12 protein-coding genes are annotated in these 14,086 nt (G+C 62.9%); 9 read left to right on the plus strand and 3 right to left on the minus strand.

The features are described from left to right. Positions 1–28: 28 nt before the first annotated feature. Together ACPS74_RS08830 and ACPS74_RS08835 are read right to left on the minus strand one after the other, a co-directional pair. Positions 29–1,207: a methanobactin export MATE transporter MbnM gene (locus ACPS74_RS08830; RefSeq protein WP_029652111.1), complete on the minus strand. Its 1,179-nt coding sequence runs from the start codon at positions 1,205–1,207 to the stop codon at positions 29–31. After that, positions 1,204–2,259 (minus strand): MbnP family copper-binding protein, encoded by a 1,056-nt coding sequence (locus ACPS74_RS08835; protein WP_029652112.1) that lies wholly within the window; start codon positions 2,257–2,259, stop codon positions 1,204–1,206. The genes ACPS74_RS08830 and ACPS74_RS08835 overlap by 4 nt, the downstream gene beginning before the upstream one ends. Positions 2,260–3,687: 1,428 nt before the next feature. On the opposite strand from ACPS74_RS08835, the gene ACPS74_RS08840 reads away from it, so the two are divergent. The 9 genes from ACPS74_RS08840 (at position 3,688) to ACPS74_RS08880 (ending at position 12,542) form a co-directional block, all read left to right on the plus strand. Further along, entirely contained in the window at positions 3,688–4,521 is an 834-nt protein-coding gene (locus tag ACPS74_RS08840) for a methanobactin precursor domain-containing sigma factor (RefSeq protein WP_029652115.1), read from the plus strand. Between the two features lie 79 nt (positions 4,522–4,600). After that, positions 4,601–5,428, plus strand: coding sequence for a methanobactin biosynthesis protein MbnB (mbnB, locus tag ACPS74_RS08845; RefSeq protein ID WP_029652116.1), 828 nt, complete (start codon positions 4,601–4,603; stop codon positions 5,426–5,428). Continuing rightward, entirely contained in the window at positions 5,406–5,987 is a 582-nt protein-coding gene (mbnC, locus tag ACPS74_RS08850) for a methanobactin biosynthesis protein MbnC (protein WP_029652117.1), read from the plus strand. The genes mbnB and mbnC overlap by 23 nt, the downstream gene beginning before the upstream one ends. Continuing rightward, entirely contained in the window at positions 5,984–7,285 is a 1,302-nt protein-coding gene (mbnM, locus tag ACPS74_RS08855) for a multi antimicrobial extrusion protein MatE (protein WP_029652118.1), read from the plus strand. Before mbnC ends, mbnM begins: the two co-directional genes overlap by 4 nt. Next, positions 7,282–8,928: a methanobactin biosynthesis FAD monooxygenase MbnF gene (gene mbnF, locus ACPS74_RS08860; RefSeq protein WP_029652119.1), complete on the plus strand. Its 1,647-nt coding sequence runs from the start codon at positions 7,282–7,284 to the stop codon at positions 8,926–8,928. Before mbnM ends, mbnF begins: the two co-directional genes overlap by 4 nt. Positions 8,929–8,981: 53 nt before the next feature. Further along, positions 8,982–9,992, plus strand: a complete 1,011-nt coding sequence (locus ACPS74_RS08865) for a sulfotransferase family protein (RefSeq protein WP_029652120.1) — start codon at positions 8,982–8,984, stop codon at positions 9,990–9,992. Between the two features lie 143 nt (positions 9,993–10,135). Further along, complete coding sequence (gene moaA / locus ACPS74_RS08870) at positions 10,136–11,188, plus strand: GTP 3',8-cyclase MoaA (RefSeq protein ID WP_029652121.1); 1,053 nt, start codon at positions 10,136–10,138, stop codon at positions 11,186–11,188. A gap of 3 nt (positions 11,189–11,191) precedes the next feature. Then, positions 11,192–12,067, plus strand: a complete 876-nt coding sequence (locus ACPS74_RS08875) for an NAD(P)-dependent oxidoreductase (protein ID WP_029652122.1) — start codon at positions 11,192–11,194, stop codon at positions 12,065–12,067. Positions 12,068–12,224: 157 nt separating this feature from the next. Beyond that, on the plus strand, positions 12,225–12,542 hold the full coding sequence (locus tag ACPS74_RS08880; protein ID WP_029652123.1) for a hypothetical protein: 318 nt from the start codon (positions 12,225–12,227) through the stop codon (positions 12,540–12,542). Between the two features lie 102 nt (positions 12,543–12,644). On the opposite strand, the gene ACPS74_RS08885 is transcribed toward ACPS74_RS08880, so the two are convergent. Further along, positions 12,645–13,952 (minus strand): carbohydrate porin, encoded by a 1,308-nt coding sequence (locus ACPS74_RS08885; protein WP_239753755.1) that lies wholly within the window; start codon positions 13,950–13,952, stop codon positions 12,645–12,647. Positions 13,953–14,086: the final 134 nt, after the last annotated feature.

The following is a 14,086-nucleotide window of genomic DNA, read 5'->3' on the forward strand; positions in this document are numbered from 1 at the left end:
TTTCTTTGCTTTCCTGATGGGGTGAAACTCAATGGGAGGACGCACGCGATGGCCCGCTTGCCGTCGACGCCGGTTTCCAGGGGTCGGCGAAACGTGGAGATGTCAGCAACGACTCGTCGGTCAGCGTTTTCAGAAAGGCGATCAGATCGCTCTTTTCCTGAGGCGACAGATCGATGGGAACGATCAACGCGCTTTTGTTTGCGTTGTAGCGACCGTCGCCCTTGAGTGGACCGCTCGTGACATTGCGTCCGCCGGCCGCGTAAATGTCGATCACGTCATCGAGCGTCGCGACGCTGCCGTCGTGCATGTAAGGCGCGGTGACAGCTATATTGCGCAGGCTCGGCGCGCGAAACGCGCCCATCTCGGCGGGATTATGCGTGTTCTCGAAAACGCCGCGATTGGGCTCGGGATAGGCGCCTTTGCCATCGAGATCATAGAGGCCGGTGTTGTGAAACGGCGTCTCGATCTCGCGCGTTTTGGCGTGATAGAACTGATCGTCGAAATTCACGCTGCCGTGGCAGTGGTGGCACTCGGCCTTCTCGCCGAAGAAAAGATCCTTGCCGCGCGTCTCTTCTGGAGAGAGCGTCGCCTTGCCTTCAAGATAGAGATCATATTTCGAGGACGCCGAGACGACGCCGCGCTCGAAAGCGGAGATCGCCTTGATGACGTTGCCGAAGCTGATCGAGTCCGCCTCGCCGGGAAAGGCGGCCGCGAAGTCGCGGCGATACTCTGCGTCACTGTCGAAACGCGCGAGTATCTCTTTGCGGTTCTTGTCATTGACGCCCATCTCGATCGGCTCTTCGCCAAAGAGCGGGCCTTCCATCTGCCTTTCCAGTGTTACCATCGCCGGATTCGCCCAGGTGAGCGTGGCGCGCCAAGCGGCGTTGGCGATGCTGGGCGAATTGCGCGGCGTATGCTGGCCCGTGGCGCCGACGGCGACCGGACGGCCATCAGTAAACGCCAGACGTTGCTCATGGCAGGAGGCGCAGCTCTCCTTGCCGTTTCCGGACAGACGCGGGTCGTAGAAGAGTTTGCGTCCGAGCTGAAAACGCGCCTCCGACATTGCGTTGTCGGCTGGAACCCGTGGCGGCGGCATGAAGTCGGGCAAAGTCCAGCGCCAGGACTCCGCGCTGGGGACAGGGTCGGCTTGCGCCCCGCCTGCGATCAGCGTTGCGGCGAAGAGGAGAATGAGAGCTTCGCGCTTCATTTCGTGACCTCCGCGCGGAAAATCTTCGTCGACGCGCCGGAGGACTGGCCGGCGTCATTGGCGTCGGGCGCGGTTTCCTTGAGCCGTAGCCCGAGATTTTCGAACATCGGCGTGCATTCCGGATCGGCCGGACCACTCATGCAACCGGTCGAGAATCCCTGGTCTTTGCCAAGATCGATGCCGGCGAACAGCGGCTTCAAATCGAGCACGACGCGCTGCCGCGCGGGGTCGAAGGACGCGAGTTTCACGGGAAAGCGATTTGGATTGGCGCAGGAGGTGATTTCGCCTTTCGTCGCGTCGCCGCGACAGCCCGTCGAACCAAGGTGCAGCATCCAGGTCGAGACGGTGATCGTCCCGTCCGAGTTGACGCGCAGCGGCGCCGTCTTCGGCGCGTCCGCCATCGGCGGCGGGCCGTCAGTTTTTTCGCCTGCGCCACTGGTGGCGATGGCGGGGTTTTTCGCTGGGGGCGGCGGTCGGGTCACGCCGCCATCCGGATCAACTTCAATCTTTATGAATTTGCGGCCGGCCTGCCAGTTCCACGTCATCGACTGAAGATCGAGCGGCGCGGGAGCGGTGGCGAAATTCGAGTGGTTGAGAATGACGTCCTTGCCGTCCTTGTCCTGGACAACGCTCGGGACGCCGATGACGAAGCTGAACCCTTTGTAACGGCCGCGCGGCGCCGATCCCTTGATCGTGTCGTTGATGTCGGCGCTGCCGACGCATTTGCCGGTCTTGTTTTCGAAATCGAGCAGAGCGAGGTTGGCGTATTGCCAGTCGTTCTGTTCCAGTTCGATGGGGACTTCGTGGCCGGCGGCGTCGATCAGCGCCGGCGCGGCGATGTAGAACCTCGCGTCGTGGAGCTGCGCCGGCTGCCCGCCGGTTCCTAGCCCGGCAATGTCGCGGCCACATTCGACCGGCTGATCGCCCGCGGTAAGCGCAAAGCGTATCGCGACCTGCTGCCTTTCGCCGCCGTCGCCCTTCGCCGCCGCCTGCGCGCCGCCAATGGCCGCGAGACCGGCGATAACGGCGGTAAATCGAGTGAATGCGCGCATGATTCCTCTCCTGTCAGCACGATTTTTTGAGATGTTTGTTGGCTGCAAGCGTTCGCGACGCGTGTCGGCGACGCTCGTCAGAGACGACGCGCGCGAAAATCAAACGCGAGGGGAATGGCGAGTGGGGGGTCGAAGACCCGGCAGCCGACCGCTAACGCGCTCTCTCAGGAGAGAAGCGACGGGGGTGCGCGAGAGAGTCTGTTTCTGGGCCACTGGGTGGTCGGCGGCGCGAGATCGCGCTCTTCCGGCCAAAGAGGAGGAGCCTCAGACGAGGGCGCCAGCACGAGGACGACGGCGGATAAGAGAACCTTCGCTCCGAGGTCGTCGCTTCGGTCGCTTAGAAAGCAAGCCATGCAGTGCATGTGCTGAACATGCGGGGCCTTGCCGTCGCCATTGGCTTGATCGGCGCAAAGCTCGCTCGCCATCGCTACGGGAGAGCTTAGGAACGCGCCGAAATCGCCGCCAAGGCGTCCGTGAGAAACAATAAGACCCAAAGCTTGCTGAAACAGCAGACAAGCGACAGCGGCCGCCACAATCGGACGCATGAACCGCCGCATTTTTTTCTTGTCTTGCCGCATAGCGAATTCTGAGTGCACGAAGATTAACTTGTCAACGACGGTTAGCGCCCAAATTTTGCAATAATTTGAACTGTTGCGCTGCAGCCACAGTTGGTCTTTGCAGTTTCGCTTTGTCTTTCGTTCGCCCCGACGTCAATCCAAATGGCGCGCGCGACGGCGGGCTGAGCGCGCAGAGTCTTTAGTCCGTAATGAAGATCCAGTGTCGGCTTGAAACAGTGAAGCAGGCTCGCCGACCGGCGCCATTTGTCAACGCGTCTTCGCCTCACGGACCCTCGTCGTTCCGCCATGCGCGTGCCGTATAACGAGTTTTCGTATTGCCGCAAGATTGTTTCGCGCCTATGATCCGCGCACCGTAGGCAATGGTTGGCGGCAATCCATGCTCGTTCGGGTCATTCTTTTCGTTGCGATCTTGCTGCAAGTCGCGGGCGTTTCGACTGTCGCCGCGCGCGCTCAATCTCATTCTTTGGCGTTCCGGGCCGTCGTCTGCAACAGCGATGCGATTCCCGCGACGCCTCACGCGCCGGGCGATCACGGCGGCTCTTGCGTTGACTGTATCGCGTGCTGCGACGCTCAGCCGCAGATGTTATGCGTCTATGATCAGGTTGCGCGCCTGTCCTTTCCGACGGCGCGACTCAGCGTTCTCGCGCTTCCCATCCATCCCGTTTCCCGAACGCGATCGGCGACTCCACCGGCGCGCGCCTCCCCCGTCTAAAGACACGGCCTTACATCCGCGCGTTCGAAAGCAACGACGTCCGCGGATCGAAACCACGCGTCGCCGATGCCCCTGGGGCCGCTCGGCGTGATGCGTTTTGGATAATCGGCGCGCTTGGAGACAAGCGGGGAGGCGCTGATGCAGAAGTCCCATGAGACGATCGACCGACTGTTTAGAAGCCATCATCGCGATCTGATAACGCGGGCGCGCCGCGTGATCGGCTCGGGAGACGCCGAAGACCTGGTCCAGGAAGCCTATCTAAAAATGCTGGAGAGCGACCGCGGCGAACTGATTTCGAATGCGCGCGGCTATGTGTCGAAGATGACGTGCACGCTCGCGATCGACAATCTTCGGAGGCAAAGAACGCATGCCAGAGCGCTGGCCGAAGACGGCGCATGGTTCCAGTCGCCCGCCGCAGACACGCGTATCGCGGCGGCCCTCGACGCATTCGGCCTGGCGTCTGACGTTCAAGCGGCCTTGATGCAATTGCCGCGATGTTGTCGTCAGATATTTTTGATGAGCCGAATCCTGGGCTTCAGCCATTCCGAGATCGCGCAGGAAATCGGCGTTTCCTTGAGAACGGTCCACCGCAGCCTGGGGCGGGCGCTCGAGCATTTCGATCGCGCCTTCGAGGTCGCGCCTTCGAGCGTTGAGATTGAGGCGCAACGCACCAGGCGAAAGAACGCTCCGCGTGAGTTCTCGGTCGAAGCGCCCGCGCCGCGCCTTCGAAACGCGCCAAACATCAAAATCTCGACGGCTCGAAAAAATTCTCGTCCCAAGCTGTCCGATTTTTGCGGCCTCGCTCGTCATACCATTCGGGTCCCGCGTTCTGCGGAGCCCGTCTGGTCTCTCCAGACGAAATCAAAACAGGAGGCCTTCATGACCATCCGTATCGCCAAGCGCATCACCCTCAATGTCATTGGCCGCGCCAGCGCCCGCTGCGCGTCGACCTGCGCCGCCACCAACGGCTAAGGACGGTTTGCTTGCGCCGTTGGCCCCCGGCCAGCGGCGCAAGCGACGTTCGGCGCGTCAAGATGAAGGCGACAAAGAGATGCGACTTGGCTTCAATTTCACGCTCGGCGACACCTATGACATGGCTCAGAGGCTGATCGCCGAAGGGCACATCGATTATTGCGAATTTCTTATCGACAATTTTTTCTGCGTCGATCCGGACGAATTGGCCAAGGCGTTCGATTGTCCAGTCGGGTTGCACATTATGTATTCGAAGTTTCTCGAAGCCGATCGGCCGACGCTCGTCGATTTCGCCGCTCGGCTTCGAGATTACATCGACGCGCTGAACCCGATTTATGTCTCCGACCATATTCTGCGCTTTTCTCACGAGGGGCGCGCCTTCTTTCACTTAGGCGAAATCGATTATTCCGCCGAATATGAATCCGTGCGCGACAAGGTCGTGCAATGGCAGGAAATCGTCGGACAGCGCATTCATTTTGAGAATTACCCGTCCATCATGGACGGCGGGTTGGAAGCGCCCGCTTTTTTCGAACGCCTCATGAAGGAAACAGGCGCGGGCGTGCTGTTCGACGCCTCCAACGCCGTCTGCGCCAATCGCAATTGCGGGACGCCGTTCGAGGCCTGGCGCAACGTGATCGCGAAAGCCCAGCATTTCCACGTCGCCGGCTATCGGCAGTCCTTGATCGAGCCCTTCATTTCGCTCGACACCCATGCCGAGGCGTTGGCGCCGGACACGCTCGCCTTCCTCCAGAATTTTCGATCGGTCTTCGACAAGCCGGGCGCAACGATGACTTATGAGCGCGACGATCAAATCGAGTTCGACGATATCGTCGTCGATCTGAAGGCGTTGCGCGATCTGTTCGGCCAACCAGAAGAAACGCGTCATGACCTTGCTCTCACTGCCTAGTCGGACTGATCGCGACCTTTACCCTGCGCTGATGTCGCCGCAGCTGAACGCAAAATATCCTGCGGACCACAAGGCGTTCGTGCGGATCGACGTGAGCCTGCGCATCTATTGGCACACGCTCTTCGACATTTGCCCAGAACTGCTGGAGCTTTCCGGTCCGGACGGCATGTCGATTTTCCGGCCTTTCATGGCCTGGGCTGAAGAGAAGAAGCTCGCCTTCGACTGGTCCTATTATCTTTGGGTCTATGTTTGGCTGCGCCAATCGCCGTTCAAGGAACGGCTGTTGGCGGACGACAAATATCTCCGATCGATCATGGCGGCCTCCGCCGCGCGGTGGGCGATCCTCGATCGCGGTCGAAGCCGCGGGATCGTGATCGGATGCGCCGATACGGCGGATCTCGTTATCGGCTGGAAATGCCGCAACGTTCGCCTCGGACGAGAGATCGAGCTTATCGAACCCGAGGAGCCGTTGCCGGCGCCGCCAGACCTCTTCGGCTACTTTACGCTGCCGAGCTTTGAACTCGACATATTTCCGGGGTGGCAGAGCCTCGCGCGATGACAAGCGCGCCGCTGTGGCGCGGATACTGGTTCCTGTTCGCCAGCACGTCCGCAGCCGCCTTCATCATGCAGATCGATCTCGCCATGGTCGCGAGATTGGGCGGCCGCGCGTCAGGCGCCTATGCGATTCTGATGCGCGTCACGCTGCTCGATGTCGCGGTCACCATCGCTTCCGCGGCCGTCGCCGCCATCGCGCTCGGCCATGCGCAAAAGAAGGGCGAGACGGCCGACGCGATCGAAAAGACCTGCGCGCTCTCCCTCGCGCTTGGCGTCGCGACAGCGATTTTCGGCTTCTTCGCCTATCCGATCTTCCTTGACGCCCTGATGGGCGACGCCGCCGCCGCTCCCTATATCGGCGCCCCGATCCTTTGGCTCGTCGCCGGCGCGCCGTTCCGCGTTCTATCGAACACGCAAGGATTCCTGTTGCACGCGCTTGGACGCGGCGGCTCGGTTCTCACATGGAAGCTCGCAGAAATTCCAGCGAAAGCCGGCGCCAACGTCCTGTTCATGCAAACCTTCGGATTGGGTTTTACCGGCTGTTTTCTCGCGGGCTGCGTCGTCGCCCTCGCCTCGTCTTTTTGGTTATGGAGTCGGCTGCACGCGCATGGCGCGCGCACATTGCGCCTTCCCGAACTCGCCTTCGCGCGCTCCTTTCTGAGCGGAACCTTCTGGGAAGCGCTGCGGGTGCTGTCGCCGCAGGCGGCGATGCTCTTCTCGCTGACGCTCTTTTCGCTGCCCTGGCATTACGCCGCGAACGGCCAACGCCTCGACTCCTACGCGGCCGCGCAGACCTTCATGCTGTTCATTCTTGGTCCGCTCATTACGCTGATGCGCTATCTCGCCATTTACCTTCCCAAGCAATCTCCCGAGGATTGGACGCCAGCCCTTGCGCCGGTGATGCGCGTCGGCGCGCCACTCGCGCTGACGGCCGCCGTCTTGCTGCTATCGGGGCGCGATTGGATCGGGGACGCTCTCTACCGCCAACACGGACCCTGGTGGTCGGTTTTCGTCGCCTGCTTGGCGATTTCCATACCTATCCGATTCATCGGCAGCATCGTCCGAGGACTAACGCTCGCTCGGAGCGCCTTCGCAGAACTGACCTCCGTCGATGTGCTTGCGCAGTGGCTCATCGCGCCGCTGTTCATTCTGTTCGGCCTCTCCGTAAACCGTCCGGAGATCGCCTATCAATCGCTGATCTGGCCTGAAATCGTCGCTGTTTTCTTGCTCTGGCGCGGACTTCGATCCGCGCCCGAAGAGCCCGTCGGCGTCCCGTGGCCCGCTAAAGGACATGTGCAATGAGCGTGGAGCGAGTCCCGGTTCTGATCGTCGGCGCCGGCTATGCCGGTCTGTCTGCGGCGACGTTGCTTGCATGGCGCGGCGTCCCCTGCCGTCTCGTCGAGCGACGCGCGTCAACGTCGCGACTGCCGAAAGCGCATGGGATCAACCGCCGCAGCATGGAAGTTCTGCGCGTCGTCCCTGGCTTGGAGGACGCGTTGTTTGCGGCAAGTCGCGCCGGCGCCAACGAATCCACGCTCATCATCGCCGAGTCGGTCACGAGCCCGCCGATCGAAACGCTCGTCACCAAGATCTCGCTCGACGCAACGCCGGTGTCTCCCAGCAGAATATGCACCGCAGGCCAGGATCGAGTCGAACCCGTGCTGCTGCGCTTCGCCCGCGAGAACGGCGCCGACGTTCGATTTTCGACGACGCTAGAGCGCTTCTCGCAGCGGGACGACGGCGTCGACGCGATCCTGCGCGATGAAGCGTCGGGACAAGAGACCACCGTTCTCGCGGACTACATGATCGCCGCCGACGGCGCCGGCGGAACGATCCGCGATGTCGGCGGCGTCAAGATGGAAGGTCCCGGCGTTCTCGCCGATACGATTTCTGTGCTGTTCGAGGCCGATCTCGACTCGATCCTGCCAGGCGGGGGATTTGCGCTCTATTATCTGCGCAACCCGGCGTTCAGCGGCGCCTTCGTCACCTGCGACGAACCCAATCACGGCCAGATCAACATCGAATATGATTCCACGCGCGATCAGGCGTCCGATTTCGACGAAGAACGATGCGAAGCGCTCGTGCGACAATCTCTTGGCGTCGCCGATCTTGCCGTAAAGATTCTCGATATTCGCCCCTGGCAGATGGCCGCTCTCCTCGCCGATCGCATGTCTTTCGGGCGGGTGTTTCTCGCGGGCGACTGCGCGCACATCACGCCGCCCGTTGGCGGGCTCGGCGGACAAACCGCGATCCAGGACGCCGCCGACCTGGCGTGGAAACTTGCGCTCGTCGTCAAGGGCCAGGCTGCGCCCACGCTGCTCGACAGCTATGAGATCGAGCGCAGGCCCGTGGCGCGGATCGCAATCGCGCGGTCCATCGCCAATTACGTCGAGCGCCTCCTGCCCGATCGTCAGGACATCCGCATTCGGGAAGACGAATACGGCCTGCTCGAAACTGCTATGGGCTATCGCTACCGCTCCGACGCGATCATCGCTGATGAGTTCGACGACGGCGCATGCGTCGAAGATCCTCTTCGCCCGAGCGGCGCGCCGGGAACGCGTCTGGCGCATGTCTGGTTGCGGCGCGGCGAGGAGACGATCTCCTCTCACGATCTGATCGGCCGCGATTTCATGCTTTTTACCGGCCCCGATGGCGGCGACTGGATCGAGGCGGCGCGGCGCATCGCCCTGCGCTCGAAAGCGCCGCTTGGCGTCTGCCGCCTCGGCTTCGACGTCGATGATCCCGAAGGGCTGTTTCTGCCGCGCCTGCGCATTTCGCCTGAAGGCGCGCTCCTCGTGCGTCCCGACGGCTACATCGCCTGGCGTTCGCGAGGCCGAAGTCCCGATCCGTTCGCAACGCTCGAAGCGAGTTTTGCGCGCGTGCGCGGTTTCGACACGGGCCAATCCAGCGGCAGTCACGCGGCTGCGTTCGCCGACGCAAGCTAGGCGCACCGCCTCATCCTGCATCAAGAAAAGTCTTCGCAAAGGAGAGTGGTCGAATGTCCATGCTGTCGCCGGAGCTCCACGCGCCTTTCCGGTCGGAACCGATCCTGGCGGTTGATCCGAAGCGGCTCGAAACGATCCAGGCCCCCTACCAGGACTTCAACCGCCTGTCGCGGGCCAGCGGCGCTTTGGAGACCCTGCCCCTTCGAGCGAAGCGTCAATTCCGCTCCTATTATTTTTTCAATCCGCCAAAATGGCGCGTCTGGGCGCGTTCGCTCGGCTCCGGCGAACGCATGGCGCCGTCCTTCGCATCGATCGGCGCGGTGCGCTCCGGCACGTCTTTCCTCTCCTCCTATATTTTTCAGCATCCGCACGTCGTGCTGCCGCTGTCGAAGGAAATCTCCTTCACGGAGACGATGCGCGAACTCATGGCGCATTTTCCGACGCTTGCGGCGCAAAGGGCGGCGGAGCGACGCAACGGCGGCGCGATCACCGGCTACTGCACGCCGGTGATGCCCAATCCACTTTGGATATTTCTGGCGCAGTCGATGTTTCCAGACATGCGGATCATCTGCGTTCTGCGCGATCCGGTCGAGCGCACTTTTTCGCACTGGCGATGGGATCAAAAGCGCTTCATCAGCCGCAAGTCGCAGGACCCGCATTGGAAGGGCTTTCCGGACCTTCAAACCTTGATCGAAGCCGAAAAGGCGATAATACGCGGCGGCGGCATGGAGCCGCACGCGTTTTCCGGCGCGCGGGCCGGCTATCTGCGCCACAGCATCTACGCGCCCTTTCTGCGCCTGCTGTTCGAGAAATTCGGCAGAGACTGCGTTTTCATCGTCGATGCGGCGGAATTTTTTCGCGACCCGCGATCGACCGCGAAGGAGATTTACGCGTTTCTCGGCCTTCCCAACGTCGAGCCGCTGGTGATCGAGGAGCAAAATCCGGGTCCCCCCGGAACGCTTGAGGACGGACTTCGGGAGAATTTGGCCGAGTTCTTCCGGCCCTACAATGAAGAGCTCTATGCTCTGCTGGGTAGGGATTTCGGCTGGGGCGCCGGCCGCTAAGAGGCGACATTCCGCCGCCGACCTCTCCTTGCTCTGGCCCGGCCTCGACGTCGCGGCGCTCGGCGACCCGACGGGTGGGCTTCACGCGACCGCGTTCCGGCAATATATGGAGGACGCCGAATTTCCGCCGGTTCGAGGTAAGGATGAACGCCCACGCCAGAGGGCCTGCAATTGCGACGCCCGCGGTCGCCGCGCAGGCGCCGCTTGTCGACCCATACGGCCGGACGATCTCCTATCTGCGCGTCTCCGTCACCGATAGATGCGATTTCCGCTGCGTCTACTGCATGTCGGAACATATGCAATTCCTGCCCCGACGCGATCTGCTGACGCTCGAGGAGCTCGACAGGCTGTGCTCCGCCTTTGTCGCGCGCGGAACCAAAAGACTGCGCATCACCGGCGGCGAGCCGCTGGTGCGCCACGACGTGATGAAGCTGTTTCGCGCCCTGTCGCGCCACCTTGTCTCGGGCGCGCTGGAGGAGCTGACGCTGACCACCAACGGCTCGCAGCTTGCGCGTTTCGCGGCCGAACTCGCCGATTGCGGCGTCAAGCGCGTCAATGTCTCGCTCGACACGCTCGACCCGGACCGTTTCAAGGCGCTGACCCGCACCGGCGCGCATGCGCAGGTTCTGGCGGGGATCGCCGCCGCCCGCGCCGCCGGCCTGAAGGTGAAGCTCAACGCGGTGGCGCTCAAGGGCGTCAATGAGGACGAGTTCACGCCGCTCGTGCGCTTCGCGCACGACAGCGGAATGGACATGACCTTCATCGAAGTGATGCCGCTCGGCGAGCTCGACGGGCCGGAACGCGCCGATCAATATCTGCCGATGCAGGAGGTGCGCGACCGGCTGAGCGAATCTTTCACGCTCGACGAGATCGACTATCGCACCGGCGGCCCCGCGCGTTACATGCGTGCGCGCGAAACCGGCGGGCGCATCGGCTTCATCACGCCGCTCACCCATAATTTCTGCGAAAGCTGCAATCGCGTGCGCGTCACCTGCACCGGGACGCTGTATATGTGCCTCGGCCAGGAGGACGCGGCCGACCTTCGCGCGCCGCTGCGCGAAAGCGCCGACGACGCGCTGCTGCATCAGGAGATCGAGGCTGCGATCCTGCGCAAGCCCAAGGGCCACGATTTTGTGATCGATCGAACCGCGCCGGCGCCCGCCGTCTCGCGCCACATGAGCATGACGGGCGGCTGAGCAATGGAGCCCACATCCGTCGCTTTCATCGGCCTTGGGGTCATGGGCTATCCCATGGCCGGCCATCTTCATCGCGCCGGCCACAAGGTGCGCGTCTATAATCGCACCGTGGCGAAGTCGGAGAAATTCGTGGCCGAGTTCCCCGGCGCCGAAGGATTCTCGACTCCCGCCGAAACGGCGAACGGCGCGGAATTCATCTTTTGCTGCGTCGGCAATGACGACGATCTGCGCGCGGTGACCCTCGGCGACGGCGGCGCCTTCGCGGGCATGTCGGCGGGCGCAATCTTCGTCGACCATACGACGGCGTCGGCGGAGGTCGCGCGGGAACTCCACGCCGCGGCGGCCGAGCGCGGGTTCGGCTTCATCGACGCGCCCATTTCCGGGGGGCAGGCCGGAGCCGAAAAAGGCGCGCTGACCGTCATGTGCGGCGGCGATCCCTCCAGCTTCGCCAAAGCCGAGCCGGTGATCGCCTGCTACGCGCGGGCCTGCCGGCTGATGGGGCCGCCGGGCGCCGGGCAGCTCACCAAGATGGTCAACCAGATCGCCATCGCCGGCCTGATCCAAAGTCTGGCGGAGGCGCTGCATTTCGCCAAGGCGGCGGGCCTCGAACCCGAGAGCGTCGTCGATCTGCTCAAGAACGGCGCGGCGCAATCGTGGCAGATGGAAAATCGCACGAAAACAATGGCGGCGAATGAATTCGACTTCGGCTTCGCCGTCGAATGGATGCGCAAGGACCTTGCGATCTGCCTCGGCGAGGCGCGGCGCAATGGCGCGCGGCTGCCGATCGCGGCGCTCGTCGACCAGTTCTACGCCGAGGTGGAGAAGATGGGCGGGCGGCGCTGGGACACGTCGAGCCTCATCGCCCGGCTCGAGCGATAGGGCGGATTTAAGGCAAGTCTTAAAATTTTATGACTGCGGCGGAACCATTAGCGGGGCCGCTGCGTTTCTCCCCGGCAAAAGAGGAAGCGTCCAGGTTCGCATCGTTCGAGTAGCGAGCCGGGGAAAAATTCCCGATCACCCTGTGGGAGCCCTATTAATGGCCGTTTCGCGCGAAAGCCCTTTCGCAAGCCGCACGTCCCGGATCATCCTCGGATTCACAGTCGCCATCTGCGCGGTTGCTGCTGTCGCAGCTGCGCCCTCAGCGTCTGATCCGAAGACTCAGTCCGCCGCCACTGGCGTCCAAGCCGCCGTGAGCCTTAGTGACGTCGGCATGCGTCCGCTTGCGCGCGGACCGGCGATCCGAGTGGGGCGCGCTTACGGCGCCGAGGATGAAGATTGCACGCTCGTCATCACGCCGAAGGCTGACGAGCGGGGTCGCGTCCGTTACATGCGTAGCGTCTCCTGCGCCAATTGACGCCGAGAGTCGCGCACCCGGATTAGGCCAAGGGGCTGGCCTGAGGCGAGGATCGTTCGGAAACGAACGTCTTCGCCTTTTTCTTTTTGAGACGCTTTTTTCCTAAAATATCGTCTGCAAACGAAGGCCGAGATAGCTCGCCCGCGCCCGCAGCGGATTCCACGGATCGATGATCTGCACGTCGCCCGAAAGCCGCAGCCATCGGGTCACTGCAAAATTGTAAAAGGCCTCGACGCCGCCTTCGCTGCGACGATTGATCCGCCGCGCCGCCAGGCCGGAGAGGAGCGGCTGGGTCAGCCCGTAATGGTAATAGCCGACGCCCCAGCGATCGTCCTCACGGCCCGGCAGGAGATTGTAGCCGGCGAGACCGACGAGCATGCTCCATCTGACCGGATTGGGATTGCCGTCCGACAGCGTCGCGAGCGTGAACAGACCCCAGCCGAGTTTGGGGTCCGTGGCGCTCTGCACGAAATATTGCTGGACGGCGTAGGAGACGAACCAGAAGCCCTTCTTCGTCAGGCCGCGCAGGCGGGCGATCGCCTGACGCCTCTCTCCGATGTCGTCGAGATCGAAACCGCGCGCATTGCTGTAGGCGAAGCGCAGCGTATGGAATCCGTTGAGGCCGCCGATCTCCACGGGGACGGTCGCCATCAGACCGGCGCCGACGCCGCGCTCGAACGGCCGCGTGATGACCCGCGCCTGCTGAGCGTTGCGCGGATCGGCGACCATGACCCTGAGGTCGAAATATTTGGTCTTGAGCGCGGCGACGCCGCCCAAGAGATAGGGCGGCGCGACGATCAGCCGGTCGGCGACGCTTTCCGGCGAGCTGACGCCGATGCCGGTCGACGGCAGCGCGAAGGCGCGGTTCATGAAGGTGTCGATGCCGCCGCCGCCGACCAGCGGCGTCTGCGCGGCGAGCGTCAGCATGTTGAACTTGCCGATCGTCACCGAAAGTTCTTCGCTGAGCTCCTGCGTCAGCGTCATCGACAGCGCCGAGTGATAACCGTCGCGCTCAATAAAAGCCTGGGCGACGTTGACCGGCAGCAGCGCGAGATCCTGCCGGTTCAAATTGCGGCCGAAGTAATGCTCATATTGCGCGTTGAACTTGAGCCCCTTCCAGAGGCCGAGCTTTTCGCCGTCGACCCGCAGAAACATGTCCATCTTGCCGCCGTAGCGCGCCGTCCGGTCGATCGCGCCCCCGGGAATGCCCTGGAAGAACTGCGTGACCCAAACGTTGGCGTCGATGCCTAAGCGGCGCAGCTCATCCTTGGGGCCGCCCGGCGTATCGGTCAGCGATTTCTGCTTGGCGAGCGAGACGAGACTGTCGTCGGCGAGGGCCGGCGCGCCCATCGTCGCGACGAGGGCTGCGAGGCTGGCGCCGGCCGCGGCGATTAGGCGCCGCGCGCGCACACCTCGCCTTTTCGGGGAGGCCGGCCCGCTCCATTCCCTCCGCCGCCACATCTCTCTTCGGCCTTCCCGCCAGCCAGATCGGTGAATCACATGCGCTGTCGAGCTTAGCGGCATCGCCGCGCTTGTCTATCCAG

This window comes from Methylocystis sp. SB2 (assembly GCF_049817085.1).
GTDB classification, from domain to species: domain Bacteria; phylum Pseudomonadota; class Alphaproteobacteria; order Rhizobiales; family Beijerinckiaceae; genus Methylocystis; species Methylocystis rosea.

Excerpts from the sequence above, each read along its gene's own strand:
- ACPS74_RS08865 (WP_029652120.1), top strand. The coding sequence starts at position 8,982 with ATGTCCATGCTGTCGCCGGAGCTCCACGCGCCTTTCCGGTCGGAACCG.
- ACPS74_RS08835 (WP_029652112.1), bottom strand. The coding sequence starts at position 2,259 with ATGCGCGCATTCACTCGATTTACCGCCGTTATCGCCGGTCTCGCGGCC.
- mbnF (WP_029652119.1), top strand. The coding sequence starts at position 7,282 with ATGAGCGTGGAGCGAGTCCCGGTTCTGATCGTCGGCGCCGGCTATGCC.
- mbnB (WP_029652116.1), top strand. The coding sequence starts at position 4,601 with ATGCGACTTGGCTTCAATTTCACGCTCGGCGACACCTATGACATGGCT.
- ACPS74_RS08830 (WP_029652111.1), bottom strand. The coding sequence starts at position 1,207 with ATGAAGCGCGAAGCTCTCATTCTCCTCTTCGCCGCAACGCTGATCGCA.
- ACPS74_RS08875 (WP_029652122.1), top strand. The coding sequence starts at position 11,192 with ATGGAGCCCACATCCGTCGCTTTCATCGGCCTTGGGGTCATGGGCTAT.
- mbnC (WP_029652117.1), top strand. The coding sequence starts at position 5,406 with ATGACCTTGCTCTCACTGCCTAGTCGGACTGATCGCGACCTTTACCCT.
- moaA (WP_029652121.1), top strand. The coding sequence starts at position 10,136 with ATGAACGCCCACGCCAGAGGGCCTGCAATTGCGACGCCCGCGGTCGCC.
- mbnM (WP_029652118.1), top strand. The coding sequence starts at position 5,984 with ATGACAAGCGCGCCGCTGTGGCGCGGATACTGGTTCCTGTTCGCCAGC.
- ACPS74_RS08840 (WP_029652115.1), top strand. The coding sequence starts at position 3,688 with ATGCAGAAGTCCCATGAGACGATCGACCGACTGTTTAGAAGCCATCAT.
- ACPS74_RS08880 (WP_029652123.1), top strand. The coding sequence starts at position 12,225 with ATGGCCGTTTCGCGCGAAAGCCCTTTCGCAAGCCGCACGTCCCGGATC.